Source organism: Roseovarius sp. PS-C2, assembly GCF_018862045.1.
Taxonomy (GTDB): domain Bacteria; phylum Pseudomonadota; class Alphaproteobacteria; order Rhodobacterales; family Rhodobacteraceae; genus Roseovarius.
On record NZ_JAHKSQ010000018.1, the window covers coordinates 1 to 15,966 of the forward strand.

Genomic DNA, 15,966 nt, shown 5'->3' on the forward strand with positions numbered 1-15,966 from the left:
CGCGCCGGACGCTTGAGCAATTTGAGGGCTCCGCGCCCGGCGCGCTTGCCCAAAACGAAACCGAAGACTATGAAAACCAGACCCGCAGACTCTCGTTATGAATGAGGGAGCCTCGGGGGGCAGGTCAAAGCGATTGCGCGACCAAATGTCTCCAGTGGAACATGTCCATTGCGGCGATTCAGGGGCACCACTACCAATGGCGACATTCTAACCAATAGGAGCGTAAAAATTGAAATCGTCACTGATTATCCCCGTATTTCTATCCATGGCATCACTGACTGCGTGTGTAGATACGACTTCGACCAACGCATCGGCTGATGCAGATGCCTGTGGTGCTTCTCAGTATCAAAACCTGGTTGGTGGCCCGTCTTCAGCCGTCATGACACTGAGCATTCCCGGAGACTCACGTCACTACGGAAGTGAAGAGAGCGTTGCCACCAACGATCCGACACGTTTGAACTTCGTTCATAGCGGTACGGCATTTGAAGCAGTAACAGACCCGAATTCCACCGTGCTGCGCGTATTTTGCGGCTAATGCGCTTCGTGCGGTAAAGTACTTCCAGGCCCTGATCGCGATTGGGGCTTGGGAATCTCTGAAACGGGTATGTCTGGCAAGCATTGAGCAACAAGGTGTTCTCCCCCCATTACTCCACAATTCGTTAACGCTATGTGTTGAGAATGGTAACGGATATGTTGAGCGGGACTTTTCATCATATTTGTTACCGCACTCAACAAAATCCGTACCGGCAATACGTCACCCCGAAAGAACAGCCTTCCGAACGGCCTCTAGAGCCTCATCCAGCGTGTCGGCTTCGCCATGCGTACCCGGAACCGTTTGCTTGAACCAAAGCCACACATTCCTGCCGGGGTTTTCCCTGTAATCCAGACGCACCCGACCAACTGGCAGGCCGTCGCGATGAACGATCCAATCGTCTTGAAGGATTCGCCCTGCAATTCTTGTGCGCTTTCGGGTCCACATGCCGCTGAGGTAGGTTGTCTATCTCGTTTGCCAATGGCTAGGGCTGTGAGGCTCGTTCCGTCAATCGGCAGGTCTGTTGTCGGCCTGCTGAAAGAACTCGCGGGCCTTGTCGGTCAACCCATAGCGCTCGATGTATTCCAACAGGATTTCCATCAGCTTTTCGTTCTCGGCTTTGTAGGCGGTCAATGTGTCTCGGCTTTGCAAGGTTGATCCCCGTTTGGAAATGTTGCAATTGCGCGAACAGTCTATTGCTTTTTCGAAAACAGTGCTGCTTTAGGTGGTATAAGAAGAAGCATATAAACCTGAGAGGCAGGCATGTTCGCAACCATTTTCAAGAGTGCGTACTATCAAGTTCAGGGTGAAGTTGTAGAAACCTTCGATGACGGCAGAGTCGCGATTTCGGTTGGTGGCCGGATCGTCAAAGGCTGGCCCGTCACGAAAAGCAAAGATGCAGTGAATTCAAAGCCAGTGTTTGCACCGGCTGAGATTTCACCGGCAGTAGCGGTGTAGCGGTAGCTTCCGGCTTTCCGGAGTTTCATACTGCTTGTACTTGCCGCCTGAATACCGAGGACAATCACGGGCCAGCCCTGCGCCGATAGCAAGTGCACCAATGTCTTCGTCCGACGCGGTGTAGCAAGTCCCGACCCAACGGTCATAGGTCTTGTCGCCATTCAGCCAGCATTTGACCGGCTTGCGCAGGACAAGCTTCTGCATCCAGCGCTTTCCGTCCCGACCGCCGCGCTCGTCCAGTTCCGGGCCGTCCACGCCGTTGAGCCTGACAGGCACGTTACTGACCTCGATGGTGTCCACGTCCCGCACATGGGTTACGCGACCCTCCAGCCATTGCCCTGCGGTGGCGGACAGGCCTGAACAGGTAAACGCCACAATAAAAAAGATGATGGTTCGCAACGCTACCCAATCGTTCATTTGCCCAGGTTCCTGCTGTGTTGCCGTATGCCTCAAATTCGCTATCGCCTTACCCCTTGGAGTTGGCGAGGCATTTTCCACCTTTGCTAATGCGCATCGCATGGCAACTCAACCATGCCATTGATCGGGATCAACGATTCAACAATCTGTTTCTGGTATAGTGGAAATCGCGACGGTGCTGAGAGTGGAGCGCCACGCCTATTTCGATCACGAAGGCTTACCGCCATATCGCCCGCGCCTGTCAGTGGCGCGGGCTATTCTTTTCATCCAAACCGTCCCGCTGCGTTGCTTCAGAAGCTGACGGAATAGCTTGCGCTCAAACCGTAGACATGCGTGTCCGAGCCAAGGCCACGGACCCGGCCATCGAGGCCAAGACGCCCGCGTTCGCCTACCGGTATATCAAAGCCGCCACCGATGGTCGCAGACCACTCTTCAGCCTCGTATCCGGTCGAAAGGTAAGTGGCAGAGCCGTCACCGTTCGTATCGGTATATTCTGCGAAAGCCTGTCCGTAGACACGCCCGCCAGAGGCCAGATCATAGCTCAGTTCGCCGCCCATTCGCGCGTTGAGAAAATACGGGTCGTCCACTGCTGCGAAAGGCAAGGCCGCCAGTCGTGAGATATCCTCCTGGCCAACCGACACCGCAGCCTCGGGCGTGATGCGGTAGCCACTGCCCAAAGCGAATTCGCGCGAGAGCGAAGCCGAGGCGCTGTAACGCTGCCCGGAGGTACTGTCGACAATTCCAAGCCCGGTGTTGAAGCTGTCATAGTCGGTGTAGGTATAGGCGGCCTGAACGGTCATCAGCCACCCGCCGACATTTGCCCCGAGATAAGGGGCAATCCAGTAAGAATCGCCGGACAGCGAGCCACCATTGGCAAAGTCGTTATCGAAGGTTCCGATACCGGCACTAATGCCGCCGACCCAGCCATTGTCAAAGCTATAGTCAACGCCGAATTGCTGGCGGGCCTGAAAGCCGGAAACATCGGGGTTCCAGTCGGCCTCCAGTTGATCCGCACTGGTATCGAACCACATCGCCCAACGACCGTTTCGGGAAACCCCCCTATTCGAAGTGGAGAAGCTCAGGACGGAAGCAGACGTTGCGGCATTCGTGCCTCCTGTTGCAGCACGCGATACCTGATCAGCGGTGGAAGAAGACATGCGCTGGCGAAGCTGTGTGAGGACAGCCCGGTTTTGGGCATCCGTCAGAATGACACCCTGCTGTGCCGCCTGAAGCTTGAGTTCCGCCAAAATCTGCGCATCCGTGATGATGGGGCCAGAAGGCGCTGCAGACACGAAGACGAGACTGACATCATCAAAGTAGAATGCACCACAACCGCTACAAGTTGCTACGTCGAATTCCAGAGTTTTGGTTCCGTCAGCGACCGTAACCGTAAAGGTTTCGGTCCTCCAGGCGTTCGGGCTCTGACCGCCGAAGGTAAGAACCGTTTGCCCATCGAAGAGCACACTGACGGAATTCGCTGGTGATGTGTCTGCCGTAGGACGAATCGCAAAACTAAGCGTGTAGGTCCCCGCACTTACATTTACGGCCTGTGAAACTGTCCCCGGCCCGCTATTGTCATAGATAACCATCGAATATGAGCCGGAGTTAGCGGTACTCGTGGTGGCATTAGCCTGTCCGTTGTTGATGCTTGTGTTCCACCCTGACAAATTACCACTTTCAAAGTCGCCGTTGATGATCAGGTTTTGGGCTTGGGCTGTGCTGATGGTGGAGATGGATGCCATCAATGCTACTGCGGCTCCAAATTTCGTATCACGCATAACTTTCCCCTAATATTGCTCAATATTCCTCAATGCGGCTCAAACTATCGCCATAGACGCTTTGAACAATTTGTCGTCGGGAGTTGTGCACGTTTCTTGTGCTTCTGTGCCATGTTCGACACAAAAATCGATGATTCATCAGGGAGTTACACCCATATGTTGCGTACATTTTCTGCACGCTAGATTCATAGTTGTGGCTTTGGCCCGGAAGGCGCGCTTCTTCAGCCTTCCGTCTCGCCCTTCAACGCCACCCCCGGCCCTGAAGCAACCTGCCCGTCATCAAGGAACTGGATGCCTTGGCTTTCTAGGGTCTTTCTGATTGCTTCTGCACTGGCGTGTTGAAGGCCACCCTTTTCAGTCTCAAAACGACTGATCGTCGTGAACGACACCCCCGCCATTTCTGCTAATTCGCGTGTGCCGATCCTTAGAGCGTTGCGGGCCATTCTTAGTTGCGCTGGCGTCACTGCTTACCTCGTATGTTATTTTGCATACAGGGTATTGACATTCAGCTAACCCTGTACTTATATTTAATACACAGTAAGCAAAACAGCAACAGGGTTAGAGCCATGCACTACGACCGCGCAGAAATCATGAAAGCCGCCTGGGTGATCGTTCGCCGGTTTCAGGGCAACGGCGAAACGCTTCCGGCCCTTCTGTCCCGCGCCCTGACCTCTGCATGGTTCACGGCAAAGCTAAACGCCAGTGCAGCGCCCCGGCAGCCCGAGGCTCTTGAAGCCCGCTCTGTCACCGACTTGCAGGCCCAAATTCAGGACATGGAAAACCGCGACACTCTGGGCCACGAGGGTATCCAGCGCCTTGCCGACTTGCGCGCAGCCTGCCGTGCCGCCGAACAGCGTGAACGCGCCGCCGCCGAACTGGAAGAAAAGCGCGCGCTCATCGCCAGTGCCGAGGGCCGGTTTGCCACTGTCGTTTTCACCAAGAAGGACGGAACGCGCCGTGTGATGCGCATCCAGCCCGCCAAGCTGAAATACCATGTGAAGGGCGATGCCGCCTGTGAGGCCGCTCAGAAGGCCGTGAAGACCCGCGCAGCCCGTCACCCAAACCTCATGCCCGTATGGGACACAGAAGCCGCTGCGCCGCGCTCTGTGAACCTCGAAACCGTGTCACGCATCGCAGTCAACGGCGCAGTCCACGAATACCCAATCCACTAAGCAGGAGAACAGAGAATGAGCGAACACGATATCAAAATGACCCGGCGGGAAATGCAAACGGAGGCCATGGTGATCAAAAGCCTGTTGGGTGCCGCAATTTCCCTGCACGCACGGTCTGACCCGCAGGATGCGATGACAGTGATTGAAATGGCCCATCGCTGCGCCCATCGGCTCGATATCGCACTGGATGCCGTCAACGCCCCGAAGGGCGAACTGGCAGACTGAACACAGAACCCCACAGGACGGACAATTGAGGAAAAACCGATGGAAGACCTGACCTTGCCCAAAAACGCCACGCTGTCTGACTGTGAGCATTATTCGATCATGCTGTGTGGCGTGATGGAGGGCGTGAACCACCTCGACAGCGAAGGCCACGACAATGCCCGTGTGGCGGTGGCCGAAGTCGCGGAAGCGATGATGAACCACCTCAGCGATGCCCTGCAAACCCTGTCGCAGCGCAAGAACCGGGGGAACGCGTAATGCTGGATACTGACAACACCGACACCTACTCCAAGGCTGCTGACCTGCACTCTCTGCTGCGCTGCGCAATGGTGGCCGAGGAGAACGAAACCTCCGGCCTCGATTGGAAGGGCCTTGAACGCGTCCTCGAAATGGGCGTGCGGATGGCCGCTGAACTCATGGATGACGTGGAAAAGTTGGAGCAGAAAGCGAAAGGGGGTGAAAACTGACGCCTATAGGGCAGGCAACGATTCAGACGGCCCGCAACCACGTGGGCCGTCTTTCTGTTCTTTGCCCGCAGTGCTTCACCGCATGACCTTCCACTACGACATAAACCGCCAATGGTCTGACCGGTTCTTGCCGCACATCAAGCAAATCGTCGGCGGCTATCTTCTGGAAGCCGCGCCCGATCCGATAGACTGGCACCAAGCGACCGACCTTCTGATGCTCGATGCCCGCGACATGCGGATTGCAGCACGGGTGCGCAGGCCGGGATACGCCACACAGTACCCGCACCAGTTCACCATCCGCTCACGCCTTCCGTCAGGCGCGCAGACCGAACTTTCCAAGATAGTGAACGGCAAGGGCGACTGGCTGTTCTACGGCCACGCCAACGCCTCTCAGACAGCGATTGAAAGCTGGTATCTGATCGACCTCAACGCCTTCCGGGCCGCACTGATCCGGCAAGGCGCACAGGGCCTTACTTGGGGCAACAAGTGCAACCCCGATGGAACGCGCTTTACCTGGTTCGATATCCGCAGCTTTCCGGCTGATCCGCCGTTGGTCGTGGCGAGCTCCGCTCAGATGGATTTCTGAACAATCGGCAGCCTTGTAGCCAGTTGCGCAAAGCTCTGAAAACGGCGCAATGATGGGTGCAAAAAAGTACTAAACCACGGTTGCCATCGGCAAGCTACAGCGCATCACCGGCGGCGTTATTGACAGGATGGAACGCCGAGTCGAAACTGTTCTGGTTGTATTGAAGAGGTTTGCAAATGAGACTCCGTGCAATTTTTGTCGCGTTAATGTTCTCTGCAACATCAGCGTTGGGCAACACGATTAGCTTAGACTTTGACAATGGATTTCTGCAGCAGGCTGACAATTACGGCTTGGGGGGAACATGGAATTCCGGGTTCAATCTGACCGCGACAACCGCTGAGTACCTGAGCCCCGGTGATATCGCAGATATATCTCGGGTAAGCACAAATGATACTGGTCACACAGTCAATGCGAATAGCCTCACCATTACAAGGGCGAAGAACCGAACATTCAGTTTACAGTCACTGAATATTCCGAGCTTCGTTACAAACGTATTTGCTAACTGGTATGGAACAGATAACTCGACAGGACTCGACTTTCGCAGCACTGCCCCGCTTCTGATGGACATTGTAAGCTTAAAGGGCGTCACCGCGGCTGGTCAGGTGGTCACACACAGCTTCCTACCCATGAACGCCTCAACAAGCCTCACGAGCGGGCCAGCCTACGCTTCTGCGATGTATTCTAGCGCCAATCCAATCTTTGATCTTAGCGCGCATGGGTTTGACGATTTGTTGTCTCTACAGCTTACTGCAAGTGCAAATACCTCCGAGAGTGTACTGTGCCGACCGGAAAATCTTTCCCAGGTCGATCCGAGATTTGCGGCTTCTGGATTCTGCGACGGTACGCTCGACCCGAATGGGCCTGTAAGCGATGTTAGTGCATGGACCTCTCTTGGTGGAAGAAACGATTTCGCCTATTTCGACTTTGCGGGAGTCAACGTTAGCGTTGCCGCGGTTCCTGTACCTGCCGCTGCATGGATGCTGCTTGCCGGTTTTATGTCTCTTGCATTCTTAAAACGGCGCGGCACACTGATCCGCAATTAGTCGTGGCGCGGTCGTTTCGTAATCAATGAGAAGTAATTGGCGGTAAACGCCACCCCCTGGCAGCTTTGGGGAACTAACTCAAGGGGTGGCTAACTCCTTACGAGCTAAACCTATGCTTGCACAGGTAGTCAGAAACTCAACAACTAAATCTCAACAAGGTGTCGTGGCGGCGGTTTTGCTCTCAGCGTTGGGCCTTGGGGCAGCCGTTGCCTCTTGGCTTTTACCTATCAGTCTCGGGGCGTCATCCGCTTGGCACATTGGAAGTTCAACAGAGTATTGCAGGCCGATTGGCAGCAGAATCCAGAAATTGGATTATCCTACATCGGCGCTGACTTGCCCAATGGTTTGAATCGAAATCACGCCAGTTGCAGGTGCAGTCAGTTATTGAGCCACCCCCAAGTCTCTGGGGATTTGTTCAAGGGGGTGGCTAGCTCAGAGCGAGCTATCGTTAACAATACATAACGAAAACGCGATATGAAGAAAATTCGCAATGATGAACAACTTTGTCAGGCTTGCTAAGTGCATCCTGAGGAAAGCGGTGCATTGGAGGTCGAGTGAGAACGATTTTGGAGGGCTATCAGGTTAGACTCAAAATCTGAGAATAGAGGGCGCGAACTTGAGGTAGTTGTCCCCCATATGTCCCCCAAATCAAAATATGGGACACAGCTTGGCGGCAAAAAATCAGCTAAGTCATTGATTTCAGTGGTGAGCCGTGCAGGATTCGAACCTGCGACCCACTGATTAAAAGTCAGTTGCTCTACCAACTGAGCTAACGGCCCACTAGGCGGCCTATCTAGAAAGACCGGGGCAGGGGGTCAACCCCGAAATTGCGTGTTTTTTTCGTGGATGCTGGATTCGTGTCGGGCGCGGGTTTATATGCCCGCCTATGAGCGCGCGAAACGATACCGATCTGGCCTTTATGAAGATGCACGGCCTGGGCAACGACTTTGTCGTGCTGGATGGGCGTGTGCGCCGTGTCGATGTCACGCCGGAACTGGCCGTTGCCATCGCGGACCGGCGTTTGGGGGTCGGATTCGACCAACTGGCGGTCATTTCCGACGGTCCGGGCGATGCGCATCTGACCTTTTATAACGCGGACGGGTCGACATCCGCGGCCTGCGGGAACGCCACCCGCTGTATCGCGCGGTTTCTCATGGACGAATCGGGCCGCGATTCGCTGCGTCTGACAACCGAGCGGGGGGAGTTGCGCGCTGTCGATGCCGGGGACGGTCTGACATCGGTCAATATGGGCCCCCCGCAACTGGACTGGCGCGATATTCCCCTGGCCGAAGAGATGGACACGCTGGAATTGCCGGTCGAGGGCGGCCCGACCGCTACGGGCATGGGCAACCCGCATTGCACGTTCTTTGTCGAGGATGCCACCGCCGTTCCTCTGGAACAGTTCGGCCCGCGTTACGAGCATCATCCGCTCTATCCCGAGCGCACCAATGTTCAGGTGGCCAGCCTGATCGCGCCCGATCACCTGCGCATGCGGGTGTGGGAGAGGGGGGTTGGCGTCACCCTGGCGTCGGGGTCGTCCAGCTGCGCCACCGCCGTGGCGGCTGCGCGCCGGGGCCTGACCGGGCGCAAGGTGCGGATCGACCTCGACGGCGGCACGTTGCATATCGACTGGCGCGACGACGGCGTGTGGATGACGGGCCCCACGATGCACGTTTTCGACGGGGTGCTGACGGCACAGTTCCTGCAGGGGCTGACATGACGCAGCCGCCCCGCTTCACCACGCTTGGATGCCGCCTGAACGCCTATGAAACCGAGGCGATGAAAGAGCTGAGCCAGCAAGCCGGTCTCGAGAACGCGGTCGTCGTGAACACCTGCGCCGTCACTGCCGAGGCGGTGCGCAAGGCGCGGCAGGAGATTCGCCGGTTGCGGCGCGAAAATCCCGAAGCGCGCCTGATCGTGACGGGTTGCGCCGCCCAGACCGAGCCCGAGAAATTCACCGCCATGCCCGAGGTCGATGCGGTCATCGGCAATACCGAAAAGATGCAGCCCGATACCTGGGGCCGTCTTGCGGCCGATTTCATCGGCGAGACGGAAACGCCGATGGTGGACGACATCATGAGCGTGACGGAAACCGCCGGGCACCTGATCGACGGGTTCGGCACCCGCAGCCGCGCCTATGTGCAGGTGCAAAACGGATGTGACCACCGCTGCACCTTCTGCATCATCCCCTATGGCCGGGGCAATTCGCGCAGCGTTCCGGCGGGCGTGGTGGTGGACCAGATCAAGCGTCTGGTCGACCGGGGCTATAACGAGGTGGTGCTGACCGGCGTGGACCTGACAAGCTGGGGCGCCGACCTTCCTGCGCAGCCGCGTCTTGGCGATCTGGTCATGCGCATTCTGAAGCTGGTGCCGGATTTGCCGCGCCTGCGGATCAGTTCGATCGATTCGATCGAGGTGGACGAAAACCTGATGCAGGCCATCGCGACCGAGCCGCGCCTGATGCCGCATCTTCACCTGAGCCTGCAACATGGCGACGATCTGATTCTCAAGCGGATGAAGCGCCGCCATCTGCGCGACGATGCGATCCGGTTCGCCCAGGACGCCCGCCGCCTGCGCCCCGAGATGACCTTTGGCGCGGATATCATCGCGGGGTTTCCGACCGAGACCGAAGCGGCCTTCGAAAACTCGCTGAAACTGGTGGAAGAGTGCGACCTGACATGGCTGCATGTCTTCCCCTACAGCCCGCGCCCCGGCACCCCCGCGGCGCGAATGCCGCAGGTGCACGGCGCCGACATCAAGGCACGCGCCGCCCGCCTGCGCGAGGCTGGCGAACGGCAGATCGCCCGTCATCTGGCGGCGCAACAGGGGCGCACCCACAGCGTGCTGATGGAAAATCCCCGCATGGGGCGCACCGAACAATTCACCGAGGTGAGTTTCGACAGCGACCGCGAAGAGGGCCACATCGTCTCCGCCACGGTGACCGGGACGCGCGGACAGCAACTGGTAGCGGCCTGATAGAGGCTGACAATGCTGGACAGGGCCTGTGCGGCCTTCTAGCGTGAGCCCGTCATCAACAGGAAAGTCCGCGCCATGAAACTCATCTCGTCCGGTACGTCCCCCTTCGTGCGCAAGGTTCATGTGCTGCTGCATGAAACCGGGCAGTATGACGACCTTGAAATCGCCCCCATCCCCACCAGCCCGTTCGATACCGCCCCCAAGGTGGCCAGCGCCAATCCCCTGGGCAAGATTCCGGCCCTGATCCGTGATGAGGGGCCGACCCTCTATGACAGCCGGGTGATCTGCCGGTTTCTCGACGACCGCGCGCAATCGGGTCTCTATCCCGAGTCCCGCCTGTGGGAAACGCTGACGCTCGAGGCCACCGCCGACGGGATCATGGAGGCGGCGATTCTCATGCTGTACGAGCACCGGCTGCGCCCGGCCGAGGCGGTGCTCGAGTCATGGGTCGATGCGCAATGGGACAAGATCGAACGCGCCGTGGAGGCACTCAACGCCCGTTGGACCAGCCACCTGCGCGGACCGCTCGATATGGGGCAGATCGCCGTGGGCTGTGCGCTGGCCTATCTGGATTTCCGCCACGATGCGCGCGGCTGGCGCAAGGGCAATGACGCGCTGGATGACTGGTTCGCGCTGTTCTCGCAGCGGGACAGCATGAAGGCGACCCAACCCGCCGACTAAAACGAAAACGGCGGGTCAGACGACCCGCCGTTTCACCGAGTCGCGTTTCACGACATCAGAAGCTGTAGCTGACCCCGATATTCACCGCGTGAGTCAGAAGTTCGGTGTTGAGCTTGCCGGGCAACTGGCCGAAGGCCGGGTCGATGGTGATGTCGTTATCCGACCAGACGGCCTGATATTCGCCGAACAAAGCCCAGTTTTCGGTGAGGTCGTATTTCAGACCCGCGATGGCCCGAACGGCAGGCCCGGTCGTTTCATAGCCGAAGGTGCGCACGCCGGACCCCAGAACCTGAATGTCCACATGCGGGATGGCCACACCGATCCCCGCGCCGACATAAGGCGTGAACTTGGGCGTTGCCTTGAACACGCCGGGCCAGCGTTTCATCACGTTCGCGGTAATGATGTTGTGGCCGTCCGACAGCTCCAGACGGCTGACGCCGATCGCGGCCATATCGGCCTGTGACGCATAGGCCTTGGTGTGTGTGCCTTCGATACCGAACCCGATATCGTTGTCCAGCCACCACATCGCGCGACCGCCATAGTAGATCGGGCTGTCGAACGGTTTGCCTTCCCAGTCGACCGACCGGCTGATCGGGGCGCCGCCGGGCAGATAGCCCGATCCGGTGCTGCCATCCACACTTTGCGTGCCGACATAAAGGCTGAGTTCCATCTCCGCTGCGGCAGGGGCTGCAACGGCTGTTGTGGCCAGGATGGCCGCGGCTTTGACGACGTTTTTCATCGTGGAACACTTTCAGGTATAGGGAAATTACTGGGGCCTGTGTATACCCGCTTGACGCGATGCTCAAGCGCGACACTTGCGCGCTCCGCTCAGATAGGCGTCATTGCGTACTGGACTGACAGTTCAAGCCCGGCTAAACAGCGACGCGATACGGGGGCGCGGATTCCGTGCCCCGCAAGTGGAAAAGGCCGGTTCCGGCTTTGAAAATGGAGTAACCCCGTGTCCCACGCAGACGAACACGAAGGCACCCGGAGGGATTTCCTCTACTACGCCACAGCCGGCGCCGGTGCCGTAACCGCAGGGGCCGCTGTCTGGCCTCTTGTCAATCAGATGAACCCTTCGGCTGACGTTCAGGCGCTCAGCTCGATTCGTGTAGATATCTCGGGCGTCGAAGAAGGCACCCAATTGACGGTGAAATGGCTGGGCAAGCCCGTGTTCATCCGCCGCCGCACCGCCATCGAGATCGAGGACGCCCGTTCGGTCGAGGTCAGCGACCTCCCCGATGGTATCGCGCGCAACGAAAACATCGAAGGCGAAGTTCCGGCAACGGACGAAAACCGCGCCCTGGACGAAAACGGCGAATGGCTGGTCCAGATGGGCGTTTGCACGCACCTGGGCTGCGTTCCGCTTGGAAACGCCGGTGATTTCACCGCCGAAGGCAATGTCGGCGGCTGGTTCTGCCCGTGCCACGGGTCGCACTACGATACGGCGGGCCGTATCCGCAAAGGTCCGGCTCCGGAAAACCTGCCGGTTCCCGTCGCCGAATTCGTCGACGAATCGACGATCAAACTGGGATAAGGAAACGCGCTCATGTCCGGAATTCCGCACGATCATTACGAACCCAAGACCGGCGCCGAGAAATGGCTGCATTCGCGCCTTCCCATTGTCGGTCTGCTTTATGACACCCTGATGATCCCCACGCCCAAGAACCTGAACTGGATGTGGATCTGGGGCATCGTTCTGACGTTCTGCCTGGCGTTGCAGATCGTCACCGGCATTATCCTCGTGATGCACTACACGCCGCATGTCGATCTGGCCTTTGCGTCCATCGAACACATCATGCGCAACGTGAACGGCGGTCACATGATCCGCTACTTGCACATGAACGGCGCGTCGCTGTTCTTCTTTGCCGTCTACATCCACATCTTCCGCGGTCTCTACTACGGCTCCTACAAGGCCCCGCGCGAAATCACGTGGATCATCGGCATGCTGATCTACCTGTGCATGATGGGCACGGCCTTCATGGGCTACGTTCTGCCGTGGGGACAGATGTCGTTCTGGGGCGCCACGGTGATCACCGGCCTCTTCGGCGCGATTCCCTTCATCGGCGAACCGATCCAGACATGGTTGCTGGGCGGACCGGCGGTGGACAACGCCACGCTGAACCGGTTCTTCTCGCTGCATTACCTGCTGCCCTTCGTGATCGCCGCGCTGGTCGCGGTGCATATCTGGGCCTTCCACAGCACCGGCAACAACAACCCCACCGGTGTCGAAGTGCGCCGCGGCTCCAAGGCCGAGGCCGAGAAGGACACCGTTCCGTTCTGGCCATATTTCGTGATCAAGGACCTGTTCGCGCTGGCCCTGATCATGGTGGTGTTCTTCGCCATCGTCGGCTTCATGCCCAACTACCTGGGCCACCCCGACAACTACATCGAGGCCAATCCGCTGGTGACTCCGGCGCATATCGTGCCTGAATGGTACTTCCTGCCGTTCTACGCGATCCTGCGCGCCTTCACGTCGGATGTCTGGGTCGTGATGTTCGCAAGCTGGATCACCGGCGGCATCATCGACGCCAAGTTCTTCGGCGTGTTGGCGATGTTCGGTGCCATTGCCGTCATGGCGCTGGTTCCGTGGCTGGATACCTCCAGCGTGCGCTCGGGCCGTTACCGCCCGATGTTCAAATGGTGGTTCGCGCTGCTGGTCATCGACTTCATCGTCCTGATGTGGGCCGGGGCCATGCCCGCCGAGCCGCCCTATTCGATCATCTCGCTGATCGGTGCGGCCTACTGGTTCGGGTATTTCCTGGTCATCCTGCCCCTGCTGGGCGTGATCGAGAAACCGCAACCGCAGCCCGAAACCATCGAGGACGACTTTGCGTCGCACTACCCCAAGGCATCCGGTGAGGCGGGGCAATCCGCTGCAACCCCTGCCGAATAAGAAAGGACACGGGATAATGTTCAAGAAACTCGCGATTTCCGCAGTTGCCGCCCTGACCCTTTCGGCCGGGGGCGCACTGGCCGCCGAAGGGGGCCACGTGCATGACGTGGACTTCTCCTTCGAAGGCCCGTTCGGCAAATTCGACCAGAACCAGCTGCAACGCGGTTTGCAGGTCTATACCGAGGTCTGCGCGTCGTGCCACGGCATGACATACGTGCCGATGCGCACGCTGGCCGACGAAGGTGGCCCGCAACTGCCCGCGGATCAGGTCCGCGCCTACGCGGCCCAGTACGAGGTGTTCGACCCCGAACTGGACGATTACCGCCCGGCCAAGCCGACGGATCATTTCCCCGAAGGCAACGATCCCAACGCGCCCGACCTCAGCCTGATGGCGAAAAAACGCGCCGGGTTCCACGGCCCCTACGGCACCGGCATGGCGCAGCTGTTCAAGGGCATGGGTGGCCCGGAATACATCGTGTCGATCCTGACCGGCTATACCGGCAAGGACAAGTTTGAAGCTGGCACGACCTTCTACGAAAACACGGCCTTCCCCGGCGGTTGGATCGCTATGGCGCCGCCGCTTTACGGTGAGGACGTGGAATATGCCGATGGTCACTCCAACGACCTGCATCACGAGGCCGAAGATGTGTCCGCCTTCCTGATGTGGGCCGCCGAACCCAAGATGATGGCCCGCAAACAGGCCGGCCTGACCGGCGTGATCTTCCTGACGGTGCTGACAGTGCTGCTGTATCTCACGAACAAGCGCATCTGGGCCCCGATCAAGGGCAAGAAGATCGGCTAAGCGTCACGGACCTTGGATACCCTATCGGAAAACCCCGTTCATCTGGACGGGGTTTTTCTTTGCGGGAAACTCTTGGAACCCAGCGCGTAACGGTGTTTCGGTCAGTAAGGTCGGGCGGTTTCCGAAAAGATTAACAGGTGTCAGCCCCGGCGCAGCGTGTCGCCATAAGTGATCGTCGGCTCCAGTTCCACGCGAACCGGCTCGGCGGTTTCCGGGTGTTCGACACGGGCCGCGATGATCTCGGCGGCCCGGCGTCCGATCTCGAGCCTGCAGGCATCCATCGTGGCCAGTTCGCGCGGCAATCCCTTGAGCAGGTCCAGACCGTTGAACCCGGCCAGACCGATCTGGTTGGGAATGTCGATGCCCTGTTCCATCAGGTACATCAGCCCGCCAGCGCCGATCTTGTCATTGGAATAATAGATGAAATCCAAATCGGGGCTGCGCTTGAGAATGGTCTCGGTCATCTCGCGCCCCTTCACCAGCGCGGACCCCCCGGAGTAAAACTCCTGATCGGCCACTTCGATCCCCGCCTTGGCCAAGGCCTCTGTGAACCCCTCGAACCGCTTCCGCGCCCGGTGGTCCAGCGGCATCTTGGTGCCCAGAAACCCGATGCGCTTGTAGCCCGCTTTCAGGATCGCCTGCGCCATCTGCTGACCGGCCCGGCGGTGCGAGATGCCGACCACCGAATCCACCGGCGTGCCGTCCACATCCATGATTTCCACCACGGGAATCCCCGAAGCCCGCAGCATCGCGCGGCTGGCATCCGAATGTTCCAGCCCGGCGATGATCACCCCGGAGGGTCGCCAGGACAGCATCTCGTAAAGAACCTTTTCCTCTTTCTCGGGCAGGTAATCCGACAGCCCCACAACGGGCTGCAAATCGGTGGTTTCCAGAACCTGTGTGATGCCCGTCATCACCTCGGGAAACACCATGTTCGACATCGACGGAATGATGACCGCCACCAGATTGACCCTCTGGCTGGCCAATGCGCCCGCGATCTTGTTGGGCACATAGCCAAGGCGCTTGGCGGCCTCCAGAACCCGCTGGCGCGTCGCCTCGGAGACATCCCCACGATTGCGCAACACGCGGCTGACGGTCATTTCGGATACTCCCGACGCCTCGGAAACATCGCGCAGGGTCAGGGGGCGTTGGTCGGGTCTGGTCACGGGCTGTTGTCCTGAAAGGGTTTTCCAACTGTTACCGCGAACACTCGGACAGGATCAAGCGCGACGAAATCCACCGATGACAAACCCCGCGCACCGCGCTAAACGGGGCGCAGCGGCCCCGTGGCTCAACTGGATAGAGCAGCCCCCTCCTAAGGGGCAGGTTGCAGGTTCGAATCCTGCCGGGGTCGCCAAAAACGCCTGAAAAATATGACTTATTTACAGGGCTTTGTGCAGATGCTTGCAGAAACTCCCGAGAGCTTTCGGGCCGAAT

At 58.6% G+C, this 15,966-nt stretch carries 20 protein-coding genes and 2 tRNA genes; 15 read left to right on the forward strand and 7 right to left on the reverse strand.

Annotation, left to right across the window (positions count from 1 at the left end; genetic code table 11):
- Window positions 1-265 precede the first annotated feature (265 nt).
- Window positions 266-535, forward strand: a complete 270-nt coding sequence (locus KPG71_RS19030; protein ID WP_216340254.1) for a hypothetical protein — start codon at window positions 266-268, stop codon at window positions 533-535.
- Window positions 536-1,039: 504 nt separating this feature from the next.
- On the opposite strand, the gene KPG71_RS19800 is transcribed toward KPG71_RS19030, so the two are convergent.
- On the reverse strand, window positions 1,040-1,165 hold the full coding sequence (locus KPG71_RS19800; protein ID WP_301182929.1) for a hypothetical protein: 126 nt from the start codon (window positions 1,163-1,165) through the stop codon (window positions 1,040-1,042).
- A 129-nt stretch (window positions 1,166-1,294) separates the two neighbouring features.
- Here KPG71_RS19800 and KPG71_RS19035 point away from each other — a divergent pair, with 129 nt between their 5' ends.
- Window positions 1,295-1,489, forward strand: a complete 195-nt coding sequence (locus KPG71_RS19035; RefSeq protein ID WP_216340255.1) for a hypothetical protein — start codon at window positions 1,295-1,297, stop codon at window positions 1,487-1,489.
- On the opposite strand, the gene KPG71_RS19040 is transcribed toward KPG71_RS19035, so the two are convergent.
- The 3 genes from KPG71_RS19040 to KPG71_RS19050 all read right to left on the reverse strand — a co-directional run bounded on the left by KPG71_RS19040 (window position 1,469) and on the right by KPG71_RS19050 (window position 4,127).
- Window positions 1,469-1,906: a thermonuclease family protein gene (locus KPG71_RS19040; RefSeq protein ID WP_216340257.1), complete on the reverse strand. Its 438-nt coding sequence runs from the start codon at window positions 1,904-1,906 to the stop codon at window positions 1,469-1,471. The genes KPG71_RS19035 and KPG71_RS19040 overlap by 21 nt on opposite strands.
- Window positions 1,907-2,196: 290 nt before the next feature.
- Entirely contained in the window at window positions 2,197-3,684 is a 1,488-nt protein-coding gene (locus KPG71_RS19045) for an autotransporter domain-containing protein (protein ID WP_216340259.1), read from the reverse strand.
- A 221-nt stretch (window positions 3,685-3,905) separates the two neighbouring features.
- Window positions 3,906-4,127, reverse strand: a complete 222-nt coding sequence (locus KPG71_RS19050; RefSeq protein WP_216340261.1) for a helix-turn-helix transcriptional regulator — start codon at window positions 4,125-4,127, stop codon at window positions 3,906-3,908.
- Window positions 4,128-4,250: 123 nt separating this feature from the next.
- Here KPG71_RS19050 and KPG71_RS19055 point away from each other — a divergent pair, with 123 nt between their 5' ends.
- From KPG71_RS19055 to KPG71_RS19080, 6 genes are all read left to right on the forward strand, one after another.
- Complete coding sequence (locus KPG71_RS19055; protein WP_216340263.1) at window positions 4,251-4,856, forward strand: hypothetical protein; 606 nt, start codon at window positions 4,251-4,253, stop codon at window positions 4,854-4,856.
- A gap of 15 nt (window positions 4,857-4,871) precedes the next feature.
- Window positions 4,872-5,081: a hypothetical protein gene (locus KPG71_RS19060; protein WP_216340264.1), complete on the forward strand. Its 210-nt coding sequence runs from the start codon at window positions 4,872-4,874 to the stop codon at window positions 5,079-5,081.
- 39 nt (window positions 5,082-5,120) lie between these two features.
- Window positions 5,121-5,336 (forward strand): hypothetical protein, encoded by a 216-nt coding sequence (locus tag KPG71_RS19065; RefSeq protein ID WP_216340266.1) that lies wholly within the window; start codon window positions 5,121-5,123, stop codon window positions 5,334-5,336.
- On the forward strand, window positions 5,336-5,545 hold the full coding sequence (locus KPG71_RS19070; protein WP_216340268.1) for a hypothetical protein: 210 nt from the start codon (window positions 5,336-5,338) through the stop codon (window positions 5,543-5,545). Before KPG71_RS19065 ends, KPG71_RS19070 begins: the two co-directional genes overlap by 1 nt.
- 82 nt (window positions 5,546-5,627) lie before the next feature.
- Window positions 5,628-6,131: a hypothetical protein gene (locus KPG71_RS19075; RefSeq protein WP_216340270.1), complete on the forward strand. Its 504-nt coding sequence runs from the start codon at window positions 5,628-5,630 to the stop codon at window positions 6,129-6,131.
- 206 nt (window positions 6,132-6,337) lie between these two features.
- Window positions 6,338-7,174, forward strand: coding sequence for a hypothetical protein (locus KPG71_RS19080; protein ID WP_216340272.1), 837 nt, complete (start codon window positions 6,338-6,340; stop codon window positions 7,172-7,174).
- A 703-nt stretch (window positions 7,175-7,877) separates the two neighbouring features.
- On the opposite strand, the gene KPG71_RS19085 is transcribed toward KPG71_RS19080, so the two are convergent.
- Window positions 7,878-7,953, reverse strand: a tRNA-Lys gene (locus KPG71_RS19085).
- A gap of 107 nt (window positions 7,954-8,060) precedes the next feature.
- Between KPG71_RS19085 and dapF the strand changes: the two genes are divergently transcribed.
- From dapF to KPG71_RS19100, 3 genes are all read left to right on the forward strand, one after another.
- A complete protein-coding gene (gene dapF, locus KPG71_RS19090; protein WP_216340274.1) occupies window positions 8,061-8,894 on the forward strand; it encodes a diaminopimelate epimerase in 834 nt (277 codons plus the stop codon).
- Complete coding sequence (mtaB, locus tag KPG71_RS19095) at window positions 8,891-10,150, forward strand: tRNA (N(6)-L-threonylcarbamoyladenosine(37)-C(2))-methylthiotransferase MtaB (RefSeq protein WP_216340276.1); 1,260 nt, start codon at window positions 8,891-8,893, stop codon at window positions 10,148-10,150. The genes dapF and mtaB overlap by 4 nt, the downstream gene beginning before the upstream one ends.
- 75 nt (window positions 10,151-10,225) lie before the next feature.
- On the forward strand, window positions 10,226-10,831 hold the full coding sequence (locus tag KPG71_RS19100) for a glutathione S-transferase (protein WP_216340277.1): 606 nt from the start codon (window positions 10,226-10,228) through the stop codon (window positions 10,829-10,831).
- Between the two features lie 55 nt (window positions 10,832-10,886).
- Here KPG71_RS19100 and KPG71_RS19105 read toward each other — a convergent pair whose 3' ends face one another.
- Window positions 10,887-11,570 (reverse strand): outer membrane protein, encoded by a 684-nt coding sequence (locus KPG71_RS19105; protein ID WP_073034380.1) that lies wholly within the window; start codon window positions 11,568-11,570, stop codon window positions 10,887-10,889.
- Between the two features lie 219 nt (window positions 11,571-11,789).
- On the opposite strand from KPG71_RS19105, the gene petA reads away from it, so the two are divergent.
- From petA to KPG71_RS19120, 3 genes are read left to right on the forward strand one after another with little or no spacing between them, the layout of a single operon-like run.
- Entirely contained in the window at window positions 11,790-12,368 is a 579-nt protein-coding gene (petA, locus tag KPG71_RS19110; RefSeq protein ID WP_216340279.1) for a ubiquinol-cytochrome c reductase iron-sulfur subunit, read from the forward strand.
- Window positions 12,369-12,380: 12 nt separating this feature from the next.
- Window positions 12,381-13,727, forward strand: coding sequence for a cytochrome b (petB, locus tag KPG71_RS19115; protein ID WP_216340281.1), 1,347 nt, complete (start codon window positions 12,381-12,383; stop codon window positions 13,725-13,727).
- Window positions 13,728-13,743: 16 nt separating this feature from the next.
- On the forward strand, window positions 13,744-14,529 hold the full coding sequence (locus KPG71_RS19120; RefSeq protein ID WP_216340283.1) for a cytochrome c1: 786 nt from the start codon (window positions 13,744-13,746) through the stop codon (window positions 14,527-14,529).
- 140 nt (window positions 14,530-14,669) lie between these two features.
- On the opposite strand, the gene KPG71_RS19125 is transcribed toward KPG71_RS19120, so the two are convergent.
- Window positions 14,670-15,695, reverse strand: a complete 1,026-nt coding sequence (locus KPG71_RS19125; RefSeq protein WP_216340285.1) for a LacI family DNA-binding transcriptional regulator — start codon at window positions 15,693-15,695, stop codon at window positions 14,670-14,672.
- 114 nt (window positions 15,696-15,809) lie between these two features.
- Between KPG71_RS19125 and KPG71_RS19130 the strand changes: the two genes are divergently transcribed.
- Window positions 15,810-15,886 (forward strand) — tRNA-Arg (locus tag KPG71_RS19130).
- The last annotated feature ends 80 nt before the right edge of the window (window positions 15,887-15,966 follow it).

Coding starts and splice junctions, on each gene's coding strand:
- KPG71_RS19060 (WP_216340264.1), top strand. CDS start 4,872: ATGAGCGAACACGATATCAAAATGACCCGGCGGGAAATGCAAACGGAG.
- mtaB (WP_216340276.1), top strand. CDS start 8,891: ATGACGCAGCCGCCCCGCTTCACCACGCTTGGATGCCGCCTGAACGCC.
- dapF (WP_216340274.1), top strand. CDS start 8,061: ATGAGCGCGCGAAACGATACCGATCTGGCCTTTATGAAGATGCACGGC.
- KPG71_RS19065 (WP_216340266.1), top strand. CDS start 5,121: ATGGAAGACCTGACCTTGCCCAAAAACGCCACGCTGTCTGACTGTGAG.
- KPG71_RS19040 (WP_216340257.1), bottom strand. CDS start 1,906: ATGAACGATTGGGTAGCGTTGCGAACCATCATCTTTTTTATTGTGGCG.
- KPG71_RS19050 (WP_216340261.1), bottom strand. CDS start 4,127: ATGGCCCGCAACGCTCTAAGGATCGGCACACGCGAATTAGCAGAAATG.
- KPG71_RS19035 (WP_216340255.1), top strand. CDS start 1,295: ATGTTCGCAACCATTTTCAAGAGTGCGTACTATCAAGTTCAGGGTGAA.
- KPG71_RS19055 (WP_216340263.1), top strand. CDS start 4,251: ATGCACTACGACCGCGCAGAAATCATGAAAGCCGCCTGGGTGATCGTT.
- KPG71_RS19080 (WP_216340272.1), top strand. CDS start 6,338: ATGTTCTCTGCAACATCAGCGTTGGGCAACACGATTAGCTTAGACTTT.
- KPG71_RS19075 (WP_216340270.1), top strand. CDS start 5,628: ATGACCTTCCACTACGACATAAACCGCCAATGGTCTGACCGGTTCTTG.
- KPG71_RS19120 (WP_216340283.1), top strand. CDS start 13,744: ATGTTCAAGAAACTCGCGATTTCCGCAGTTGCCGCCCTGACCCTTTCG.
- petB (WP_216340281.1), top strand. CDS start 12,381: ATGTCCGGAATTCCGCACGATCATTACGAACCCAAGACCGGCGCCGAG.
- KPG71_RS19045 (WP_216340259.1), bottom strand. CDS start 3,684: ATGCGTGATACGAAATTTGGAGCCGCAGTAGCATTGATGGCATCCATC.
- KPG71_RS19105 (WP_073034380.1), bottom strand. CDS start 11,570: ATGAAAAACGTCGTCAAAGCCGCGGCCATCCTGGCCACAACAGCCGTT.
- KPG71_RS19100 (WP_216340277.1), top strand. CDS start 10,226: ATGAAACTCATCTCGTCCGGTACGTCCCCCTTCGTGCGCAAGGTTCAT.
- KPG71_RS19070 (WP_216340268.1), top strand. CDS start 5,336: ATGCTGGATACTGACAACACCGACACCTACTCCAAGGCTGCTGACCTG.
- KPG71_RS19030 (WP_216340254.1), top strand. CDS start 266: ATGGCATCACTGACTGCGTGTGTAGATACGACTTCGACCAACGCATCG.